Below are 18,904 nucleotides of genomic sequence, written 5' to 3'. Positions count from 1 at the left end.
CCGGTGGCCGGGGCCCCCGCCACCACAGCGGGGCCGTGCCGTACGGCGTCAGGCCCGGGCGGGCTGCCAGCCGCAGTCGGCGGACACGGCGCGGGCGGCGGCGACGAGGTCAGGCAGCAGGCCGAGGACCTGCTCGTAGGGCAGCACGACGTCGGGCACCGAGATCGAGGCGGCGGCGACGACGGCGCCGCTCGCGTCGCGGATGGGGGCGGCGAGGCAGTTGATGAAGGTCTCGTGTTCGGCGTGGTCGACGGCGTAGCCCTGGTCGGCGACGCGGGACAGGTGGGCCAGGAACTCCTCGGGGCCGGAGACGGTGTTGGCCGTGAAGCGGGTGTACTCGATGGTCTCGGCGACCCGCCGGCGCTCCCGCTCGGGCAGGTCGGCGAGGAGCACCTTGCCGATGGCGGTGCAGTGGAGCGGTACGCGCAGCCCGACGCGTGAGTACATGCGCACCGGGTGCCGCGAGTCGTACTTGTCGATGTAGACCGCCTCACCGCCCTCGTAGGCGGCCAGGTGGACGGTCTGGCCGGTGGCCTCGTTGAGGCGGGACAGGTGCGGGGCGGCGGTGCCGCGGACGCCGCGCTGCTCCAGGGCGCGGCTGGACAGGGCGAAAAGCCGCGACCCGAGGTGGTAGCGGTGGCCGGGGTCGCGGTAGACGAACCGCTTGTCCTCCAGGGCGCGCAGCAACCGCAGCACTGTGGTCTTGTGCACGCCCAGATGCTCGGCCAGGTCGTCGAGCGACCGCCCGCCTTCGGCCAGCTCGCTCAGGATCGCAAGACCTCTGCCCAGACTCTGACTCATCCCGCGTCTCCAGATGCCCGCGGCGGCGAGCCGCGCAGGGGGAAGGGCTCCGGCGGCAGGCGTTGACTGCCGTCCGGCACCGATGCTAGAACACTCAAACACAACATACAACGCACGTTGCAGAATACGCAATCGGGGAGGTCGGGTGGGCATCGACGCCGCCGCCGTACATGCTCTGCGCTCGGAGACGCTCGACTGGAGATTCAAGGCGATCCCCGGCGACGCCGCGGGCGCGACCGTCGCCGAGTTCCTGGCGGGCGCCCCCACCCTCGACCGCCTCGGCACGCCGCTGCTCACCCTCGACGCCGCGGCCCTCACCCACAACATCGACCTGATGGCCCGCTGGACCGAGGACGCCGGGCTCACCCTGGCCCCCCACGGCAAGACCACCATGGCCCCCGCGCTGTGGCAGCGGCAACTCGACGCCGGAGCCTACGGCATCTCCCTGGCCAACCTGCCGCAGCTGCGCGTCGCCCGCGCCTTCGGCGTCCAGCGGCTCATGCTGGCCGGCAGCCTGCTCGACCCCGCGGGACTGGCCTGGGTCGGCGCCGAGCTCGACGCCGACCCCCGCTTCTCGTTCCTGTCCTGGGTCGACTCCGCCGCCTCGGTGCGGCTCATGGACGCCGCGCTGCGCGCCGCCGGAACGGTCCGCCCCGTCGAGGTGTGCGTCGAACTCGGCGCCCCCGGCGGGCGCACCGGCGCCCGCGACCTGCGGGAGGCGCTCGAGGTCGGCGCCGCCGTACGCGCCGCGCCCACCCTGCGCCTGGCCGGCACCGCCGGCTACGAGGGGGCCCTCGCCCACGACGCCTCCCCCGAGAGCCTCGACACCGTCGACGCCTACCTGGCGCGCCTCGCCGACCTGCACGACCGCCTCGACCACGAGACCACCGACCCGGTCCTCACCGCCGGAGGCAGCGCCTACTTCGACCGGGTCGCCGCCGTACTCGGCCACCTGCCCACCCGCGTCGTGCTGCGCTCGGGCGCCTACGTCGTCCACGACGACGGCTTCTACCGCGCCATCTCCCCCTTCTCGCGCGGTGTCGGCAAAGAGCCCCTCCGGTCGGCGATGTACGGCTTCGCCCGCGTCATCTCCCGCCCCGAACCGGGCCTGGCGCTCCTGGACGCCGGCAAGCGCGACCTGCCGTTCGACGAGGGGCTGCCCGAGCCGCACTCCGTCTGCGGACGCGGCGCCGGCCCGGTGCGCGGCGCCGCCGTCACCGCCGTCAACGACCAGCACGCCTTCCTCAGCCTGGCGCCCGGCTCCGACCTCGCCCACGGAGACGTCGTACGGCTCGGCCTGTCCCACCCGTGCACCGCCCTGGACAAGTGGTCGCTGATCCCCGTCGTGGACGGCGAGCGGGTCGTCGACCTGGTCCGCACCTTCTTCAGTTGACCGCCTTCAGCTGACCGCCGCCCCGCGCCGCCCGGCCCTCCAGGAGAAACCAGTGATCATCAAGGACGCCTCCGTGGCCGACGGCACGGGCTCCCCCCGCTACACCGCCGACGTCCGCGTCGAGGACGGCCTCATCACCGAGATCGGCGACAACCTCGCCGGCGCCGCCGTACTCGACGCGGCCGGCCTGGTGCTCGCGCCCGGCTTCATCGACATGCACTCCCACTCCGACCTGCTCCTGCTCACCGAGCCCGACCACCTCGCCAAGGTCGGCCAGGGCGTCACCCTGGAGGTCCTCGGCCAGGACGGCCTGTCGTACGCGCCCGTCGACGACACCACCCTGGAGCAGCTCCGCCGCCAGATCGCCGGCTGGAACGGCGACCCCGACGGCTTCGACTGGGACTGGCGCAGCGTCGGCGAATACCTCGACCGGCTCGACCGGGGCATCGCCGTCAACGCGTGCTACCTGGTGCCGCACGGCACCGTGCGCATGCTCGCCATGGGGTGGGACGACAGGCCCGCCTCCCCCGCCGAACTCGACCGGCAGAAGCTGCTCGTCGCCGCCGCCATGGCCGAGGGCGCCGTCGGCATGTCGGCCGGCCTCACCTACACCCCCGGCATGTACGCCCCGACGAGCGAACTCACCGAACTGTGCCGCGTCGTCGCCGCCCACGGCGGCTACTTCTCCCCCCACCACCGCTCGTACGGCGCCGGCGCCCTTGCGGCGTACGCCGAGATGGTCGAGCTGTCCCGCGAGTCAGGCTGCCCGCTGCACCTGGCCCACGCCACCATGAACTTCGGCGTCAACGAGGGCCGCGCCGGGGAACTGCTCGACCTGCTCGACGCCGCCGCGGCGGGCGGCTGCGACATCACCCTCGACACCTACCCCTACCTGGCGGGCGCCACCACGCTGGCCGCGCTGCTGCCGAGCTGGGCGTCGGCCGGCGGCCCAGCCCGCACCCTGGAGCGGCTCGCCGACCCCGCCGCACGCGAACGCATCCGCCTCGACGTGGAGGAGCGCGGCAGCGACGGCTGCCACGGCGTGACCGCCGACTGGGGCACCGTCCAGATCTCCGGCACCGCCAACCCCGACCTGGCCTCCTGCGTCGGCGCCACCGTCGCCGACATCGCGGCCACGCGCGGGCGGAGCGGCACCGAGGTGTTCTTCGAGCTGCTGGTGGCCGACCGGCTCGCCACCGGCATCCTGCAGCACGTCGGCCACGAGGAGAACGTGCGCGCCATCATGCGCCACCCCGCCCACACCGGCGGCAGCGACGGCCTGCTGGTGGGGGCCCGCCCGCATCCGCGCGCGTGGGGGACCTTCCCCCGCTACCTCGGCCACTACGTGCGCGAGCTCGGCGTCCTCACGCTGGAGGAGTGCGTCGCCCACCTCACCGGGCGCGCGGCGGCGCGCCTCAAGCTGGACCGCCGGGGCCTGGTCAGGCCGGGCTACCACGCCGACCTGGTGCTGTTGGACCCGCAGACCGTCCGCGACACCGCCACCTACGAGGAGCCGCGCCGGCAGGCGGAGGGCGTCCCGCACGTCTTCGTCGAAGGGGTGCAGGTCCTGCGCGACGGCAGGCTCACCGGGGCGCTGCCGGGGGGCGCGCTCCGCCGTACCGGCAGGGGGGCCGCGAGGAGGCGCGCCGCCTGACCCGGGCCCGTGCCGTACGGAGACCCGCCGCCGTCTAGGCGCCGCCTCGCTCAGCGCGGTGCCTAGCCGCGACCGGCGCGGAGCCCGTCTCCCCCGGCTGGCGGGCCGGACGCCGCGGACCTGACCTCCGCGGCGCTCGGCCCGCCCGTAGGGGCGTTGCATATTATGCAACGTATGTTGCGAAAAATCTCGCCGAGTTTTAACATCCTGACGAGACAAACGGACACCGGTGCCGAAGCACGCCCCGGCACGGCGACGCCGACACAGCGAGCCCCGCCACGACCGGCGCGGACACACCCACGAGGAGCACACCCTCCGATGGCACGACAGGAGGCCCAGGAGGGCCCCACCCCACAGGCTGTCTGCGTCGGCGAGTCGATGGCGGCCCTGCTGCCCGACCGCCCCGGCCCCCTGGACGCCGTCGAGACCTTCACCGTCACCGTCGGCGGCGCCGAGTCCAACGTCGCCAGCGCGCTCACCTCCCTCGGCATCCCCACCGCCTGGATCAGCCGCGTCGGCGACGACGCCTTCGGACGCAGGCTCATCGCCGAACTCGCCTCCCTGGGCGTCGACACCTCCGCCGTCGCCGTCGACCCCCACCGCCGCACCGGCCTCTACCTCAAGGAGGTCGGCGCCGCCGGGCCCGCCCCCGCCTCCACGCCGCCCGCCGGGCAGACCAGGGCGCACTACTACCGCGCCGGGTCCGCCGCCAGCGCCCTCGCCCCCGCCCTCCTTTCCGACCCCGTCGCCGGCCCCCTGCTGTCCGGCGCCCGGCTGCTGCACCTGTCGGGCATCACCCCGGCCCTGTCCGACACCTGCCTGGAGCTGGTGCGCGCCCTGCTGCGCCGGCGCCGCCCCGGGCAGACCATCAGCTTCGACCTCAACTGGCGCCCCGCCCTGTGGCACGACCGCGACGCCGCCGTGCTGCCGCCGCTGCTCGACGCCGCCGACCTGCTGCTGCTCGGCGCCGACGAAGCCGAAGCCGCGTTCGGCGTCGGCGACCCCGCCGCGCTCCGCCGCATGTTCCCCGGCCCCCGCACCCTGGTCGTCAAAGACTCCGGCCGCCACGTGACCGCCCTGCTGCGCGACGGCGCCGCCGTGTCCGAACCGGCGCTGTCCGTCGAGGTCGTGGAGACCACCGGCGCCGGAGACGCGTTCGCCGCCGGATACCTCGCCGGCACGCTCCGCGGCCTCGACCAGCGCGCCTGCCTGCGCCTCGGCCACCTGTCGGCCGCCGCCGCCCTCACCGCCCGCGGCGACCAGGGCTCCCCGCCCTCCCGCGGCACCGCCGCAGCCCTCCTCGCCGCCTCCCCCGCCGACTGGGCCGCCACCCGCGTCACCGCCCGCGGCATCAGCTCCCCCGCCCTCCCCCGACCAGCCCCCGTCCCCTCCGGTACGGCCGAAGCCGACCGCTGACCACCGAACCGACGACCGACCACCGACCGACGAGCACCGAGGAACACCCATGAGCGACAAGACCGAGGTCCGCACCGACGGCGCCCCCGCCCCCGCGTGGATGTTCTCCCAGGGCGTCCGCAAAGGCCCCATCCTGCAGGTGTCCGGCCAAGGCCCCCAGGACCCCGCCACCGGCGAATACCTCCACCACGGCGACGTCAAAGCCCAGACCCGCCGCACCCTGGACAACGTCAAAGCCATCCTGGAGGCCGGCGGAGCCACCGTCGAGGACGTGGTCATGTTCCGCGTCTACCTCACCAAGCGGGCCGACTTCCCCCTCATGAACGAGGTCTACGCCCAGTTCATCGAGGAGAACATCCCCGCGGGCGGCGTCAAGCCGTGCCGCACCACCGTGTTCGTCGAGCTGCCTCAAGAGCCCATGCTCGTCGAGATCGACGCCCAGGCCGTCATCGGCTGACCCCGCACCCGGCGGGCGGCACGAGGCCGCCCGCGCCCGGCGTCCCGCGCGTCAGGCTTCCCGCCTCACGAACACCGCCAGCGACACCGCCGCCGCGGCGGCGCTCCACGCCGCCACCACACCCCACGCCGCCGCCGCGCCCAGCCCCCCGCCACCCGCCGACCACATGCCGAGGCCGGCCGTGTCCGGCAGCCACGCGGCGAACGCCGCCCGATCCCGTAGCAGCGGCCCGGCGATGAAGTAGTGGCCCAGCAGCGCCGCGACGGCCGGCACCGCGCGCCGTACCACGCCGGCGACGGCACCGGCCAGCACCGCGGTGAGCGCCAGATAGCCGACCGCGCCCGCCACCGCCGCGCACGCCCGCCCGCCGCCGGCGGCCCCCGCCGCGCCGCCCAGGACCAACCACGCGACCGCGGCCCCGGACACGCACACCACCACGGCCGCGGGCACCGCCACCAGCAGCAGCGCCGCGATCCCGGCCCCGTGCCGTACGGCACGGCGCGGCATCGCCGCGAGCGTGGTGCGGATCTGGCCTCCGCCGTACTCCGAGACAGCCGCCACGACCCCCAGCACGATGAACCCGGCCTGCGCATACCCCACCGGCGCGAGCCCCACATCGAGCGCGGAGGCCGCCGCCGCGCCGCCGCGCCGGCCGGCCGCGGCGAACGCCGCCGCCAGCGCGACCGCCGCCGCCCACGTCCCCGCGACGGTCAGCCACACGGCGGGAAGCGTCAGCAGCTTCAGCAGCTCGGCCCGCAGCGCCCGGCGCGCCTCCCGCGCCCCGGCCCGGCGCGCCCCGGCGGCGCGCACCTCGCCGGCGGGGCGCGCGCCGCCCCTCACGCGTCCCTCCGCAGGAAGACGGCCGCCCCGACCGCCAGAAGCGCCGCCACCCACGCCGCCATGACCAGCCCGCCCACCACGGGCGGCATCTCGACGGACGAGTGGATCCTCGAGGTGATCATCCGCGCCCCGGCCATGTCGGGCAGGTAGCTCGCCAGCGGCGTGACCTTGCTCAGCAGGAACGTGACCGACACCACCGAGGTGTTCAGGATCAGCACCGCCAGCGGCACGATCCCGTTGCGCGTCAGCAGCGTGATCGCGGAGGCGAGCAGCGCGGTCAGCACCCAGTACACGACCACGCCGAGCATCCGCGGCACCTCCTCCCCCATCGGCGGAGCCGCGTCGGCCAGCGCGAACGCCACCGCCCCCAGCGTGGCCGCGGTCGCCACGGCCGACATCACCGCCGCGGCGAGCGCGACCGCCCCGATCTTCGCCAGCAGGAACCCGCCGCGGGACGGCGCGGCGGTCAGACTCGCGGTGATCTGGCGGCCCCCGGCCGATTCCTCCCCCTCGGTGGCGTACTCGCTGCTGACGGCGACGACACCGAGGATGATCGCCGCGATCACACCGAACCCGAGCTCCTCGAACCCGACGTCCAGACCCGCCGCCTGCGCGTTCCGTCCTCTCATCGACGACGCGTTGAGATACGCGATGACCGACGGGACGAGCAGCCCCACCGCGAACGCCGTCCACACCGACGGCAGCGACACGAGCTTGGACAGCTCCGCACGAAGCAGCCTCACCGCCCGCCACCCCCTCCGCCGCCGGTCAGGGCGAAGAACGCGTCCTCAAGACTGGAGTGGCCCCCGGTGACCTCGGCCAACGTGCCGCGGGCGGAGACCCGGCCGCGATGGATCACCACCACGTCGTCGACGGTCTCGGCCAGCTCACCCATCAGGTGGCTCGACAGCAGCACCGCGCGGCCCTGCGCCGCACACCCGCGCAGGAACATCCTCAACCACCGGATCCCCTCCGGGTCCAGGCCGTTCACCGGCTCGTCCAGCACCAGCGTCTCCGGATCGCCCAGCAGCGCGGCGGCCAGCCCGAGACGCCGCCCCATGCCGAGCGAGTAGCCGCCGACACGCCTGCCCGCCGCGTCCGACAACCCGACCTGCGCGAGCACCTCCTCCACCCGGGTCCGCCCGATCCCCGCCGACGCCGCCACCCACCTCAGGTGGGCCCTGCCGGTGCGGGACCGGTGCGCCCCCGACCCGTCGAGCACCGCACCCACCTTCGACAGCGGGTCGCGCAGCCGCGCGTACGGCACACCGCCCACAAGGGCCGTCCCCGACGTGGCGCGGTCCAGGCCCAGCAGGATCCGCAGTGTGGACGATTTTCCCGCGCCGTTCGGGCCGAGGAAACCGGTCACCCGGCCCGCCCGGGCCTCGAAACCGACACCGGACAGGATCTCCGTCGAGCCCCGCCGTTTGACGAGGCGATCAATCTGAATCATGGCCCCAGCACACCAGCGCGCGGCGGCCCGCCGCATCGGCTCCCGGCCCGGACCCGGCCGCCGCGCCTCCGGCCGGAGTGCCTCAGACCCTGGTCCGATGCCGCACCGGCCGGCCCCGGACTACACTCGGCCCGGTGGAGACCAGCGACCGCCCCACCTGGGCGTCAGGGGTGTGGCGGACCGCCGCGACGGCCTGGGCGGTCCTGGGCGCGGCCCTGCTCCTCACCGGCGCCGACGGAGCGCTCAGCAGGGTCGTTCCGTCGGCCGTCACGGCGCTGGCCGTCGCCGCCACCGCCTGGGCGGCCGTCCGCACCCGCAGGCAGCGGCGCGACTACGAGCGGCGGCTCACCGCCTGGGCGGCCGACAAGGCCGCGCACGCCGAGCGCCTGCGCGTCGCCCGCGAACTCCACGACATCGTCTCCCACGGCCTCGGCCTCATCACCGTCCGCGCCGCCGCCGCGCGGCGCGTCCACGGCCCGGACCGCGAACGCGAGACCGGGCAGGCGCTGGCCGACATCGAGGGCGCGGCCCGGGAGGCCACCACCGAGCTGCGGCGCATGCTCGCGGTGCTGCGGCAGCCGTACGGCGACCGCGCCCCGCTGCGCCCCGCCGACACGCTGGCCGACCTGCCGGCGATCGTCGAGCACGCCGCCAGGTCGGGGCTGAGGGCGGTCCTCGACCTGCGGCCGGTGGGCGAGGTGTCCCCGGGCGTGCAGGTCACGGTGTGCGAGGTCGTCCGCGAGGCCCTCGCCAACACCGCGCGCCACGCCGGGCCGACCGACGTGCGGGTCGAGGTGCGCCGCGACGGCGAGACCATCGTCGCCGACGTCCGCGACAGCGGACGCGCCGGCTCCTGGCACTCCCAGCCCGGCGCCGGCCACGGCCTGCGCGGACTCCGCGAACGCGTCACCGCCCTCGGCGGCACCCTGGAGGCCGGCCCCGCCGGCGGCGGCTTCCACCTCGCCGCCCGCCTCCCCGACGGGCGGCACGCATGACCGGCACACCGCACGCCCCGGGCGGGGACGCCGACGCCCGTGACCGCGGGCCCAGGGGCCGCGAGACCGTCGAAGACATCGAGGACGGCGACGCCGCGGGCCTCGACGCCGCGCCCGTGCGCGTCCTGCTCGTCGACGACCAGCCGCTGCTGCGCCACAGCCTCGCCATCGTCATCAACGGCACCCCCGGCCTGGCCGTCGCCGGCGAGGCCGGCAACGGCCACGACGCCCTCGCCCTCACCCGCCGCCTCGAACCCGACGTCGTGCTGATGGACATCCGCATGCCGGGCGGCGACGGCATCGAGGCCACCCGCGCCATCACCCGGGACCCGGCCCTGTCGCAGGTCAAGATCCTCGTGCTCAGCATGTTCGAACTCGACGAGTACGTCTACGCCGCGCTCCACGCCGGAGCCGCCGGCTTCCTCCTCAAGGACGCCCATCCCGACGAGCTCATCGCGGCGATCCGCCGTACGCACGCCGGCGAGGCCCTGTTCGCCCCGAGCATCCTCACCCGCCTGGTCGAGCACTACCTCAGCACATCGGGCACCCGCGCCGCGCCGCGCCTGCGCAACCTCACCGAACGCGAGACCGAGGTGCTCACCCTGGTGGCCCGCGGCCTGTCCAACCACGAGATCGCGCATGCCCTGACCATCTCCATCAAGACCGTCAAAACCCACATCGGCAACCTGCTGAGCAAACTGTCCGCCCGCGACCGCGCCCAACTGGTCATCGCCGCCTACGAGAACGACCTGATCACGTCGACGCCCAAGCCCTGACCGGAGAATCCCGTGTCCGACCCGGGCCACCTGCGAGTGTTCGTCATCGAGCAGCCGGGCGGTAGCGGAGCGGTACTGGTGGTCGACGAAACCCGGGAGACGTCCTTGCCGACTGCCTTCATCACGTCGTGACTCCTCCGCCTCCTTCAGGAGGTGGAGGAGCCACTCGGGCAGATCGCGGGCCGCCGCCAGCGTGCGCTCCCTGCCCGCGCTCCCTGCCCGCGCAGCATTCTTCGGCCGCGGGCCCGGCATCGTCGCCGGTCACGGGCTGCCTCACCGCGCAGCCGACGGTGTACCCGACGATGTCCTCGTCTGCGTCGGGGATCGGCAGCCCTTGGATGCTTCACGTGGCGCCCTCCTGCCTTAGTCCTTATGGCCAGCAGGTCGACGAGGCGGCGCGCGTTGTAGTGGGAATCGGCTCCGATGCACAGATTGCCGATGCCGCGCATGAGCGAGTACGCGGTCACGTCTGCGGGAGCCTCACCCGCCTGCACGGCTGCCTCAAGCAACGCCGCGCACGCGGGGACCATGCGGTCGAGGAAGTAGGCGTGGAGGCTCTCAAAGCGCGCGCTGTCGGACTGCAGTGCCTCGGTGAGCCCGTGCTTGGTGACCAGGAAGTCGACGAACAGGTCGATCCACTGCTTCAGGGCGGCGTGGGGAGAGCTGGCGGAGGCCAGCAGAACCGGACCGGCTTCGGCGCACGAGTCCACCTGGTGCCGATACACGGCGATGACCAGGTCGGCACGCGTGGGGAAGTGGCGGTAGACCGTGCCGATCCCTATACCCGCACGCGCCGCGATGGCGCGCACGGGCGCGTCCACTCCGCGTCCACTCCGTCCGCGACGGCCTTGCCCGGCCCGGAGGAACCGCCGGTGACCGGCACGACCTGACCGGCACGACCTGACCGGCGCGACCTGGCTGGCGGGACCGACGGCGGTGAAGGCCGCGGCGGGCGCCGGTCCGGACACGCCGGTATCCCCTTATCGCGCGTCGGCGGCTCGGCGGAGACAACCCTTCGGGTGGCCTATGCCGGCGCTCTGGTCAGCTCTCGGGGTGCACCATGAGCAGGACGGCGCGATTGCGCGCGGAGCGCCCCCGGTACAGGTGCGGGTGAGCGGCGTCGAACCGGATGGAGTCTCCTTCGGCCAGGTCGGTGGGGGAGTCGGCGGGCCCGGTGGTGAGGCGTCCGCGGGTGACCACGAGGCATTCCTCGACGCCGGGCAGGTGGGCGTCGGAGTGCTGGCCGCTCTGGGCGACGGCGATGTCGTAGACCTCCACGGTGCCGCGCAGCCTGATGCGGTGGAGGAGGCGCGCGCTGACCGCGTCGCCCTCGACCTGCGGCCGGCTGTCACCGGCGCGCACCACCTCGACCGTCGAGGCGGGCGCCTCCAGCAGCTCACCGAGGGACGCCTTCAGCGCGGTGGCCAGGGCCCACAGGGTGCTCAGGGTCGGGTTGCCCTGGCCCTGCTCGATGCCGTGCAGCGTGGTCTTGCTGATGCCGCCGGCGGCTGCCAGGTCGGCCAGGGATATCCCGGCCGCTGTGCGCAGCCGCTGCACGTTCCGCCCCACCACTTGCGCGAGTTCCATGCGTATCAGCATAGTGGTATGCCTGTACCAGAAAAACGGTTCGGGCTTGGAGGAGACATGACGGTGACACGGCTGCGCGACATCCCGGGCATCGGTGTGGACACCCTAGGTGACGCGGCCGACGCCGTACGCGACCCGGAGTTCCTGCGACTGGAGAACCTCGACACCGACCTGCGGCCGCCCGCCGTCGCCCTGGCCGCCACGCGCGCCGCCATCGACGACGACGCGGCCAACAGCTATCTGCCGTTCCAGGGGCACCGCTCCCTGCGCGCCGCCGCCGCGGCGCACGTCGGGCGCATCTCAGGGCGGAGCCACGACGCCGACACCGAGTGCGTCAGCGTGGCCGGCGGGCTCAACGGCATCCTCAACACGCTGCTCGCAACCGTGGAACCCGGGCAGGAGGTCGTGCTGTGCGACCCGATCTACGCCGGCCTGGTCAACCGGGTCCGGCTCGCCGGCGGCATCCCCCGCTTCGTCCCCGCACAACCCACCGCCGACGGCTGGACCGTCGACGCCGAACGGCTCGCCGCCGCCGTCGGCCCGGACACGGCGGCGGTCCTCATGATGGGGCCGGCGATGCCCACCGGCCTGGTCCTGGACGACCGCCACTGGTCCGCCCTCGCCGACGCCTGCGAACGCCACAACGCCTGGCTGATCTACGACGCGGCCATGGAACGCATCCGCTTCGACGGCCGCCCTCCCAGCCACCCGGCGGCCCACGAGGGCCTGGCGCGCCGCACCATCACCGTCGGCTCGGCCTCCAAGGAGCTGCGGCTCATCGGCTGGCGCGTCGGCTGGGTGGCCGGCCCGGCCGACATCGTCGCCGACATCCGCCTGGTCGGCTTGACCAACGTCGTCTGCCAGGTCGGCCTGGCACAAGCCGCCGTGGCCGCCGCGCTGGACGCGCCGGACGCCGACGCCGACGTCGCCGCCGCCACCGCCGAATGGCGGCGCCGCTGCGAGACGGTCCTGCGGCAGCTCGCCGCCTACCCGGTCGTCCGGCCCCACGGCGGGTGGTCGCTCCTCCTCGACGCCAGGCCCCTGGAGCTGACCGCCGCCGAGCTGTCCCGGCGCCTGTTCGACCGCGCGAAGATCGCGGCCACCCCCATGGACGGCTGGGGCCCGAGCGGAAGGCACTACCTGCGGATCGTGTTCGCCAACGAACCCGTCGAACGCCTCACCACCCTCGGTGACCGCTTCGACCTGGCCCTGCGTTGACGGGCCGCGCGTTGACGGGCCGCGCGATGCGCCCGCCGTCCCTCCGGTCCGGACGACGGCCAGGGGGGCTCGGGGGGACCTCGCTCCGCCCCCGGGACTAGAGACCGGGGGCGGCCCCGCCCGCCGCCGCCCGGGCGGCGGCGCGGGGCAGGGCGGGGCAGGGCGGGGCAGGGCGGGGCGCACCAAGACGGCGACGGGCCGTCAGCGGCGGGGCCAGGTGGCGGCGACGTAGTCGGCGAAGCTGCGCGGTCGGCGGCCGAGGGCCCGCTGGACTCCGTCGCTCAGGCGCTCGTTGCGGCCCGCGGCGATGTGCTCCATCTCCGCGGCGAGGATCTGCGCCAGCTCCTCCGACAGGCCCGCCCCGGTCAGCAGGGCGCGGAAGTCGTCCGACGCGATATGCGTGTAGCGGACGGGCCGCCCGGCGGCCTCCCCGATCGCGGCGGCGGCCTCACCGAACGTCAACGCCTCCGGCCCCGACAGCTCGTACACCTCGCCGGCGTGGCGGCCGTCGGTCAGCGCGGCCACCGCCACATCGGCGATGTCCTCGGCGTCGACGAACGGCTCACGCCCGTCGCCCGCCGGAAGCGCCAGCTCGCCCGCCGCCACGGCCGGGGCGAACATGTCCTCGCTGAAGTTCTGGTTGAACCACGTCGGCCGCAGGACCGTCCACTCCGCCGCCAGATCACGCACCGCCTTCTCCGCCGGATGGAACTCGGCACCACGCGCCGACAGCAGCACGACCCGCCCGGTGAACCCCGACAGCAGGCCGGCGATCTCCTCGGTGGGGTCGGCGCTCAGCGGCGGCGGCATCAGGTAGACCGCCGACACCCCGTCCAGAGCGGGCCCCCACGTCGACGTGTCGTACCAGTCGAAGCGGGTCTCCCCCGAACGCGAAGCCGCGCGGTGAGGCAACCCGAGGGCGCGCAGCCGGGAGACGACGCGGCGCCCGGTCTTGCCGGTGCCGCCGAGAACGAGAATCGGTGAATCGGTCATGCCCCCATCCCACCAGCCCGCACCAAGACAATCCCATAGGCGATCCGCTGAAGAACATAGGCGTCCGTCTACACTGCGGGTGTGGACGTCATCACCGAACTGCTGGGCGGCGTCCGCGCCCGCGGCGCGGACTTCTGCCAGTCGATCGCCTCCCCGCCCTGGTCGCTGCGCTTCACCGCGCCCCCGCCGCTGACGGTCGCCGCCGTGGTGCGCGGCGAGGCGTGGGTGACGCCCGACGGCGGCCGGCCCGTACGGCTGGCGCCCGGCGACGCGGCCCTGGTCAAGGGGCCTTCGCCGTACGTCGTGGCCGACTCCCCCACCACCCGCCCCACCGTGTTCGTCCACGGCCCCGGCCGCTACGACGGCCCGCCCGGCGACCCGCTGATCAGCGCCCCTCTCGCCCCCCGCACGTACGGCACCGCCGACGGCGAGTGCCTGGTCCTCAGCGGCCACTTCCCCCTCGGCGGCGAGGTCTGCACCAGGCTCCTGTCGGCCCTCCCTCCCCTCGCGGTCGTCCCCAGCGGCGACCGCGGCATCGCACGGGCCCTGGAACTGGTCCAGGAGGAGATCACCGGCGAGGGCCCCGGCCGGCAGGTCGTGCTCGACCGGCTCCTGGAGCTCATGCTGGTGCTCACCGTACGCCTCTGGTTCGACCGGCAGGGCGGCAAAGCCCCCGGCTGGTACACCGCCCTCACCGACCCCGCCGTCGGCCGCGCCCTGCGCCTCATGCACGACGACCCCGCCCGCCCCTGGACCGTCGCCGCCCTCGCCGGCGAGGCCGGCATGTCACGCGCCGCCTTCGCCCGCCGCTTCTCCGCCCTCGCCGGGCAGCCGCCGCTCGCCTACCTCACCGAATGGCGCATGGCGCTCGCCGCCGACCTGCTGTCGGGCGCGGGACTCACCGTCGCCGCCGCCGCCCGCCGCGTCGGCTACGCCGACCCGTTCGGCTTCAGCGCCGCCTTCAAACGCGTCCGCGGCGTCAGCCCCGGCAGCGTCCGCGCGGCGGCCCCCTCGTAGCCCCTCGTAGCCCCTCGTAGCCCCTCGTAGCCCCTCGTAGCCCCTCATAACCCCTCGCGACCGCCGAGCCGACCGCCCCCGCCCCGGTACCCGGTGCCCGCCCCGCCCCGCCCCGGCCCGGCCGCCGGAGGACCGCCACGGGACGACGACTGATCCGATGTCGGCGGAGATGGGTACGGTCGGGAAGAGCCACACCCGCCTCGGGCCCGCAGCCGGGCCCGAGGCACGCCCCCGTCTCCGAGCGGAAGGACCCACCCCGACACCATGCGGCCCGCCGACCTCAACCGCATCACCGTCGCCCAGGCCGCCGACCGCTACATCGAGCTGGTCCGCGCCAAGACCTCGACCGGCGCCCTGTCCCCCTCCACCGCCGAGCTCTACGCCCGCGACGTCGCCACCCTGGTACGGCTCGCCGGTGAGGACCACGTCCTGGACGACCTCACCGGCGAAGACGTCGACGCCCTCCTTCTGGCCTTCGCCCGCCTCCCCGACGGGCGGCGCACCGCGCCGGGCCCCGGAGGGCAGAGCGCCTCCTCCCAGGCGAGGTTCCGCCGCTCGGTGTCGGCCCTGTTCAAGCACGCGACCCTGGCCGGCTGGGTGCAGGTCAACCCGATGACCGTCTCGACGGTCATGGCCAAGGAGCGCGGCGGGCTGCGTGCCGAGCGCCGCGCCCTGACCCGCGAGCAGGCCCGCGGCCTCATCGGCGCGGCCCGGGAGCTCGGCCGGGCGCCCGCGCCGGAGCCGCAGGAGCGGTCCGCCAAGCGGCGCGACCAGCGCACCGAACTGCGCGACGCGCTGATCGTGATGCTGCTGTCGACGATGGGCCCGCGCGTGTCGGAGCTGGTGCGGGCCAACGTGGAGGACTTCTACGTCAACGACGGCGTCCGCTACTGGCGCATCTTCGGCAAGGGCGGCCGCACCCGCGACGTGCCGCTGCCCGCCGACGTGGCGCGGGTGCTCGACGCCTACCTGGGGTCCGGGCGCGGGCCCTCGCCGGACAAGGCGCTGCTTCTGTCGTGGCGCGGCAACCGCCTGGCGCGGGGCGACGTGCAGGCGGTGATCGACCGGGTGCAGCGGCGGGTCGACCCGCCGCACCGGCGTTCGGTCACCCCTCACGGCCTGCGCCACACCACCGCGACCCACCTGCTGGCCGACGCCGTCGACATGGACGCGGTGCGGCGGGTCCTCGGCCACAGCGACCTGGCGACGCTCGGCCGCTACCGCGACGAGCTGCCGGGCGAGCTGGAGGTCGCGATGCGGGCGCATCCGCTGCTGAAGGGCCGCCCCGAGGAGGCGTGACCCGGGGGTCGCGGCCGGAGGGCGCGTGAGGCGCTTCTCCGGCCGCGACCGGCACGGGCGGCCCCGGGCGGTGCTCCGGGTCTTCGGCCTGTCCTCTCCTCCCCGGCGCCGCGTTCGCCGGGTCCTCTTCCTCGCACCGCGGGCGGGCCGGTGCGCGAGCCCGGCAGGGGCCTCGCTCCGGATCCGGCCGCTCCCGCGGCGCGCGATCGCCGTACAAGGCCCGCCTGGCGGCGACCACGCTACGGCACCGGCATACCGCCGAGAAGCCGGAAAACCGCGAACCGGTAAAAATGCACACTCCTATCGTTCCGGCCCGCTCAGCCAGGGCCGGAAGCCGATTCCGGCGGGGCGCCTTTGCCCGCGGATACCCCCCCGGGTATGGTCGGAGGCATGGAGATGAACGAGGCGATGCTCGGCGACGCGATGACCCGCCTGCGCCGCGCGCACGGACAGCTCGGAGGCGTGATCGCCATGATCGAGGCGGGTGAGGACTGCGCGAAGGTGCTCACCCAGCTCGCGGCCGTCTCCAAGGCCCTCGACCGCGCCGGGTTCCGCATCGTGGCCAGCGGCCTGCGCCACTGCCAGCAGGCGCAGGCCCGGGGCGAGCAGGCGCCGATGACCACCGAGGAGCTGGAGAAGCTCTTCCTCTCCCTGGCCTGAGCCCTCCGCCGCGACCACCGGCCTGAGCCCTCCGCCGCGACCACCGGCCAGAGCACCCCGCCCGACCACCGGCCCGAGGTCCCGGCCAGAGGCCCGAAGCAGGCCCGGGCGGGCCCGGCGGCGTCCGGCAGCAGAGCCGTTCCTGCCCGCGCGACCCGCCGGAACGGCACCCGCCTCAGACCACGATACCCCCCGGGGTATCCTGTCCGGAGCGAGACCTCCCGCGGAGGCCCCTCCCGGATCGGGGCGGACAACCGATCCCCGGCACACCCCGCGAAGGGTGCCGACACGTCCCGGAAGGCCCACCATGGACATCACCTCGTTCCGAACCCCCGGCCTGGGCGACCAGACCCACCTGCTGGTCCACGACGGCCACGGCATCCTGGTCGACCCCCAGCGCGACATCTCCCGCTTCCTCGACACCGCCGAACGCCAAGGCGTCCACGTGCGGTTCGTGCTGGAGACCCACCTGCACAACGACTACGTCTCCGGCGCACGCGACGCCGCACGCGCCACCGGCGCCGAACTCGTCCTGCCCGCCGCGACCGCCCCCGCCTACCGCCACACCCCCGCCTTCCACCTGGAGGACATCACCGGCCCGAGCGGCCTCACCGTGCGGCCGCTCCACACGCCCGGCCACACCCCCGAGCACACCAGCTACCTGATCCTCCTCGACGGCGAACCCGCCGCGGTGTTCTCCGGCGGCAGCCTGCTCGTCGCCTCCGCCGGCCGCCCCGACCTGCTCGGCCCCGAACGCGCCCGCACCCTCGCCCGGCTCCAGCACGGCTCCCTGCGAAGGCTCGCCGGACTGCCCGGCGACGTACGGCTCCTGCCCACCCACGGCGAAGGCTCCTTCTGCACCGTCACCGGCGCCGGCCGCCACACCTCCACCATCGCCGACGAACTCACGGGCAACCCGCTGCTGGCCATCCCCGACGCCGAGCGGTTCGCCGACCAGATCCTCGCCGAACCGTTGCCGATCCCCGCGTTCTACCGGCACATGGGCCCCGCCAACCTGTACGGCGCGCCGCCGATGCCGCCCGTCTCGGCCCCGGCCCTGCGCCCCGAGGACCTGGCGGCGCTGCCCGAGGGCACCCGCCTGGTCGACATACGGCCCCGCGCCCGGCAGGCCGCCGGGATACTGCCCGGCTCGACCCCGGTCGAACTGCGCGACGACTTCGGATCGTGGGTGGGGTGGCTGGTGCCGTACGGCACGCCGATCGCGCTGGTCGCCGACCCCGGCCAGGACGCGGAGGAGGCCCTCACCCAGCTCGCCCGCATCGGCGTCGACACCGTCGTCGGCGTCCTCACCGACGCCGGGCCGGCCGCCGCGCTCCAGACCTTCGAACTGCTGGAGCTGCCCGCCTTCGCCGAACGCCTGGCCGCCCCCGACGCCCAGCTCCTCGACGTGCGCGCCCCCGGCGAGCACGCCGCCGCACCGCTGCCGGGCGCCGTGCACCGCTACCTGCCCGACCTGTACGCCGAAGGCGTGCCCGACCGGCTCGACCCGGCGCGGCCGGTCCTGGTGGCATGCGGCTCAGGCCGCCGCGCGGCCATCGCCACCGGCCCCCTCCTGGCCGAAGGCCACCGGCCCGTGGTGCTGACCGGCGCGGGCGTGGCCGACCTCGCCGGCCTGCGCGCGGCGTGACCGCCGCGCGCAGAGCCCCCGCCCGAGACCCCGCCCGAGACCTCGACCCGGATTCCCGACCACCCGAACGCAGGAGAACCACATGTCCCTCACCACCGTCGACGTGGCCACCGCCCGCACCCTCCTCGCCGGCCAGGCACCGCCCGCTGTCCTGGACGTGCGCACCCCGGGCGAGTACGCCACCGGGCACATCCCCGGCTCGGTCAACGTGCCCCTCGACCAGACCGAAGGGCACGCCCGGCGCGTCGCCGACGCCCTCTCCGGGCCCGTCCTGATCGTCTGCCAGGCCGGCGCCCGCGCGGCCCGCGCCCACGCCGCGCTCGCCGCCGAGGGCCTGGCCGGGGCGTCCGTGCTCGACGGCGGGCTCAACGCCTGGAGCGCCGCCGGCGGCTCCACCGTCCCGGCGCCCGGCGCCAAGCCCCGCTGGGCCCTGGAACGCCAGGTGCGGCTGGTCGCGGGCGGCCTGGTCGCCGGGTCGATCGCGGCGAGCGTACGCTGGCCGCGCGCCCGCTTCGCCGCCGGCGCGATCGGCGCCGGCCTGGTGTTCGCCGCCGTCACCAACACCTGCGCCATGGGAGCAGCCCTGTCCAAGCTCCCCTACAACCGCGGCGGCGGCATCGGCGGCGGCATCGACCTCGACGCCGCCCTGCGCGCGCTGCGCGCCGCGCACACCCCCGCCTGACCGCGCCCGGCCCCG

At 75.0% G+C, this 18,904-nt stretch carries 18 protein-coding genes and 1 pseudogene; 12 read left to right on the top strand and 7 right to left on the bottom strand.

The genetic code is table 11. The features are described 5' to 3' along the window. Nucleotides 1-48: 48 nt before the first annotated feature. Nucleotides 49-801 carry an IclR family transcriptional regulator gene (locus tag BLQ73_RS09875; RefSeq protein WP_093170077.1) on the bottom strand — a complete coding sequence of 251 codons (753 nt, stop codon included), beginning with the start codon at nucleotides 799-801 and terminating at the stop codon, nucleotides 49-51. Nucleotides 802-946: 145 nt separating this feature from the next. On the opposite strand from BLQ73_RS09875, the gene BLQ73_RS09870 reads away from it, so the two are divergent. The 4 genes from BLQ73_RS09870 (at nucleotide 947) to BLQ73_RS09855 (ending at nucleotide 5,721) form a co-directional block, all read left to right on the top strand. Further along, nucleotides 947-2,194 carry an alanine racemase gene (locus BLQ73_RS09870; protein ID WP_245690952.1) on the top strand — a complete coding sequence of 416 codons (1,248 nt, stop codon included), beginning with the start codon at nucleotides 947-949 and terminating at the stop codon, nucleotides 2,192-2,194. 52 nt (nucleotides 2,195-2,246) lie between these two features. Continuing rightward, nucleotides 2,247-3,848: an N-acyl-D-amino-acid deacylase family protein gene (locus BLQ73_RS09865; RefSeq protein WP_093170075.1), complete on the top strand. Its 1,602-nt coding sequence runs from the start codon at nucleotides 2,247-2,249 to the stop codon at nucleotides 3,846-3,848. Between the two features lie 318 nt (nucleotides 3,849-4,166). Next, nucleotides 4,167-5,264 carry a sugar kinase gene (locus BLQ73_RS09860; RefSeq protein WP_093170074.1) on the top strand — a complete coding sequence of 366 codons (1,098 nt, stop codon included), beginning with the start codon at nucleotides 4,167-4,169 and terminating at the stop codon, nucleotides 5,262-5,264. 49 nt (nucleotides 5,265-5,313) lie between these two features. Next, on the top strand, nucleotides 5,314-5,721 hold the full coding sequence (locus BLQ73_RS09855; RefSeq protein ID WP_093170073.1) for a RidA family protein: 408 nt from the start codon (nucleotides 5,314-5,316) through the stop codon (nucleotides 5,719-5,721). Nucleotides 5,722-5,772: 51 nt separating this feature from the next. Here the strand turns inward: BLQ73_RS09855 and BLQ73_RS09850 are convergent, their stop codons facing one another. The 3 genes from BLQ73_RS09850 to BLQ73_RS09840 are packed head-to-tail and all read right to left on the bottom strand — an operon-like array spanning nucleotide 5,773 to nucleotide 8,014. Next, nucleotides 5,773-6,561, bottom strand: coding sequence for a hypothetical protein (locus tag BLQ73_RS09850; protein ID WP_093170072.1), 789 nt, complete (start codon nucleotides 6,559-6,561; stop codon nucleotides 5,773-5,775). Continuing rightward, nucleotides 6,558-7,304, bottom strand: coding sequence for an ABC transporter permease (locus tag BLQ73_RS09845; RefSeq protein WP_093170071.1), 747 nt, complete (start codon nucleotides 7,302-7,304; stop codon nucleotides 6,558-6,560). Before BLQ73_RS09845 ends, BLQ73_RS09850 begins: the two co-directional genes overlap by 4 nt. Further along, entirely contained in the window at nucleotides 7,301-8,014 is a 714-nt protein-coding gene (locus BLQ73_RS09840) for an ABC transporter ATP-binding protein (RefSeq protein ID WP_093170070.1), read from the bottom strand. The genes BLQ73_RS09845 and BLQ73_RS09840 overlap by 4 nt, the downstream gene beginning before the upstream one ends. A gap of 134 nt (nucleotides 8,015-8,148) precedes the next feature. Here BLQ73_RS09840 and BLQ73_RS09835 point away from each other — a divergent pair, with 134 nt between their 5' ends. Continuing rightward, nucleotides 8,149-9,009: a sensor histidine kinase gene (locus tag BLQ73_RS09835; RefSeq protein ID WP_093170069.1), complete on the top strand. Its 861-nt coding sequence runs from the start codon at nucleotides 8,149-8,151 to the stop codon at nucleotides 9,007-9,009. Then, nucleotides 9,006-9,785: a response regulator gene (locus BLQ73_RS09830; protein ID WP_093170068.1), complete on the top strand. Its 780-nt coding sequence runs from the start codon at nucleotides 9,006-9,008 to the stop codon at nucleotides 9,783-9,785. The genes BLQ73_RS09835 and BLQ73_RS09830 overlap by 4 nt, the downstream gene beginning before the upstream one ends. 377 nt (nucleotides 9,786-10,162) lie before the next feature. Here BLQ73_RS09830 and BLQ73_RS33920 read toward each other — a convergent pair. Then, nucleotides 10,163-10,606: pseudogene (locus tag BLQ73_RS33920) on the bottom strand (TetR/AcrR family transcriptional regulator); the annotation flags it as partial. 220 nt (nucleotides 10,607-10,826) lie between these two features. Continuing rightward, nucleotides 10,827-11,372 (bottom strand): helix-turn-helix domain-containing protein, encoded by a 546-nt coding sequence (locus BLQ73_RS09820; RefSeq protein WP_093170066.1) that lies wholly within the window; start codon nucleotides 11,370-11,372, stop codon nucleotides 10,827-10,829. A gap of 57 nt (nucleotides 11,373-11,429) precedes the next feature. On the opposite strand from BLQ73_RS09820, the gene BLQ73_RS09815 reads away from it, so the two are divergent. Then, entirely contained in the window at nucleotides 11,430-12,590 is a 1,161-nt protein-coding gene (locus BLQ73_RS09815) for a pyridoxal phosphate-dependent aminotransferase (protein WP_093170065.1), read from the top strand. 201 nt (nucleotides 12,591-12,791) lie between these two features. Here BLQ73_RS09815 and BLQ73_RS09810 read toward each other — a convergent pair whose 3' ends face one another. Continuing rightward, complete coding sequence (locus BLQ73_RS09810) at nucleotides 12,792-13,583, bottom strand: NmrA family NAD(P)-binding protein (protein WP_093170064.1); 792 nt, start codon at nucleotides 13,581-13,583, stop codon at nucleotides 12,792-12,794. An 81-nt stretch (nucleotides 13,584-13,664) separates the two neighbouring features. Here BLQ73_RS09810 and BLQ73_RS09805 point away from each other — a divergent pair, with 81 nt between their 5' ends. The 5 genes from BLQ73_RS09805 (at nucleotide 13,665) to BLQ73_RS09785 (ending at nucleotide 18,889) form a co-directional block, all read left to right on the top strand. After that, nucleotides 13,665-14,600, top strand: a complete 936-nt coding sequence (locus BLQ73_RS09805; RefSeq protein ID WP_093170063.1) for an AraC family transcriptional regulator — start codon at nucleotides 13,665-13,667, stop codon at nucleotides 14,598-14,600. 264 nt (nucleotides 14,601-14,864) lie between these two features. Continuing rightward, nucleotides 14,865-15,899, top strand: a complete 1,035-nt coding sequence (locus tag BLQ73_RS09800) for a tyrosine-type recombinase/integrase (RefSeq protein ID WP_093170062.1) — start codon at nucleotides 14,865-14,867, stop codon at nucleotides 15,897-15,899. Between the two features lie 390 nt (nucleotides 15,900-16,289). Beyond that, complete coding sequence (locus BLQ73_RS09795; protein ID WP_093170119.1) at nucleotides 16,290-16,559, top strand: metal-sensitive transcriptional regulator; 270 nt, start codon at nucleotides 16,290-16,292, stop codon at nucleotides 16,557-16,559. Between the two features lie 307 nt (nucleotides 16,560-16,866). Beyond that, nucleotides 16,867-18,207 (top strand): MBL fold metallo-hydrolase, encoded by a 1,341-nt coding sequence (locus BLQ73_RS09790; protein WP_093170061.1) that lies wholly within the window; start codon nucleotides 16,867-16,869, stop codon nucleotides 18,205-18,207. An 82-nt stretch (nucleotides 18,208-18,289) separates the two neighbouring features. Beyond that, nucleotides 18,290-18,889: a rhodanese-like domain-containing protein gene (locus BLQ73_RS09785; protein ID WP_093170060.1), complete on the top strand. Its 600-nt coding sequence runs from the start codon at nucleotides 18,290-18,292 to the stop codon at nucleotides 18,887-18,889. Nucleotides 18,890-18,904 lie beyond the last annotated feature (15 nt).

The organism is Sinosporangium album (assembly GCF_900100605.1).
GTDB classification, from domain to species: domain Bacteria; phylum Actinomycetota; class Actinomycetes; order Streptosporangiales; family Streptosporangiaceae; genus Sinosporangium; species Sinosporangium album.
Note: the sequence above shows the minus strand (reverse complement) of the source record. Positions and strands in the feature narration are given on the sequence as shown.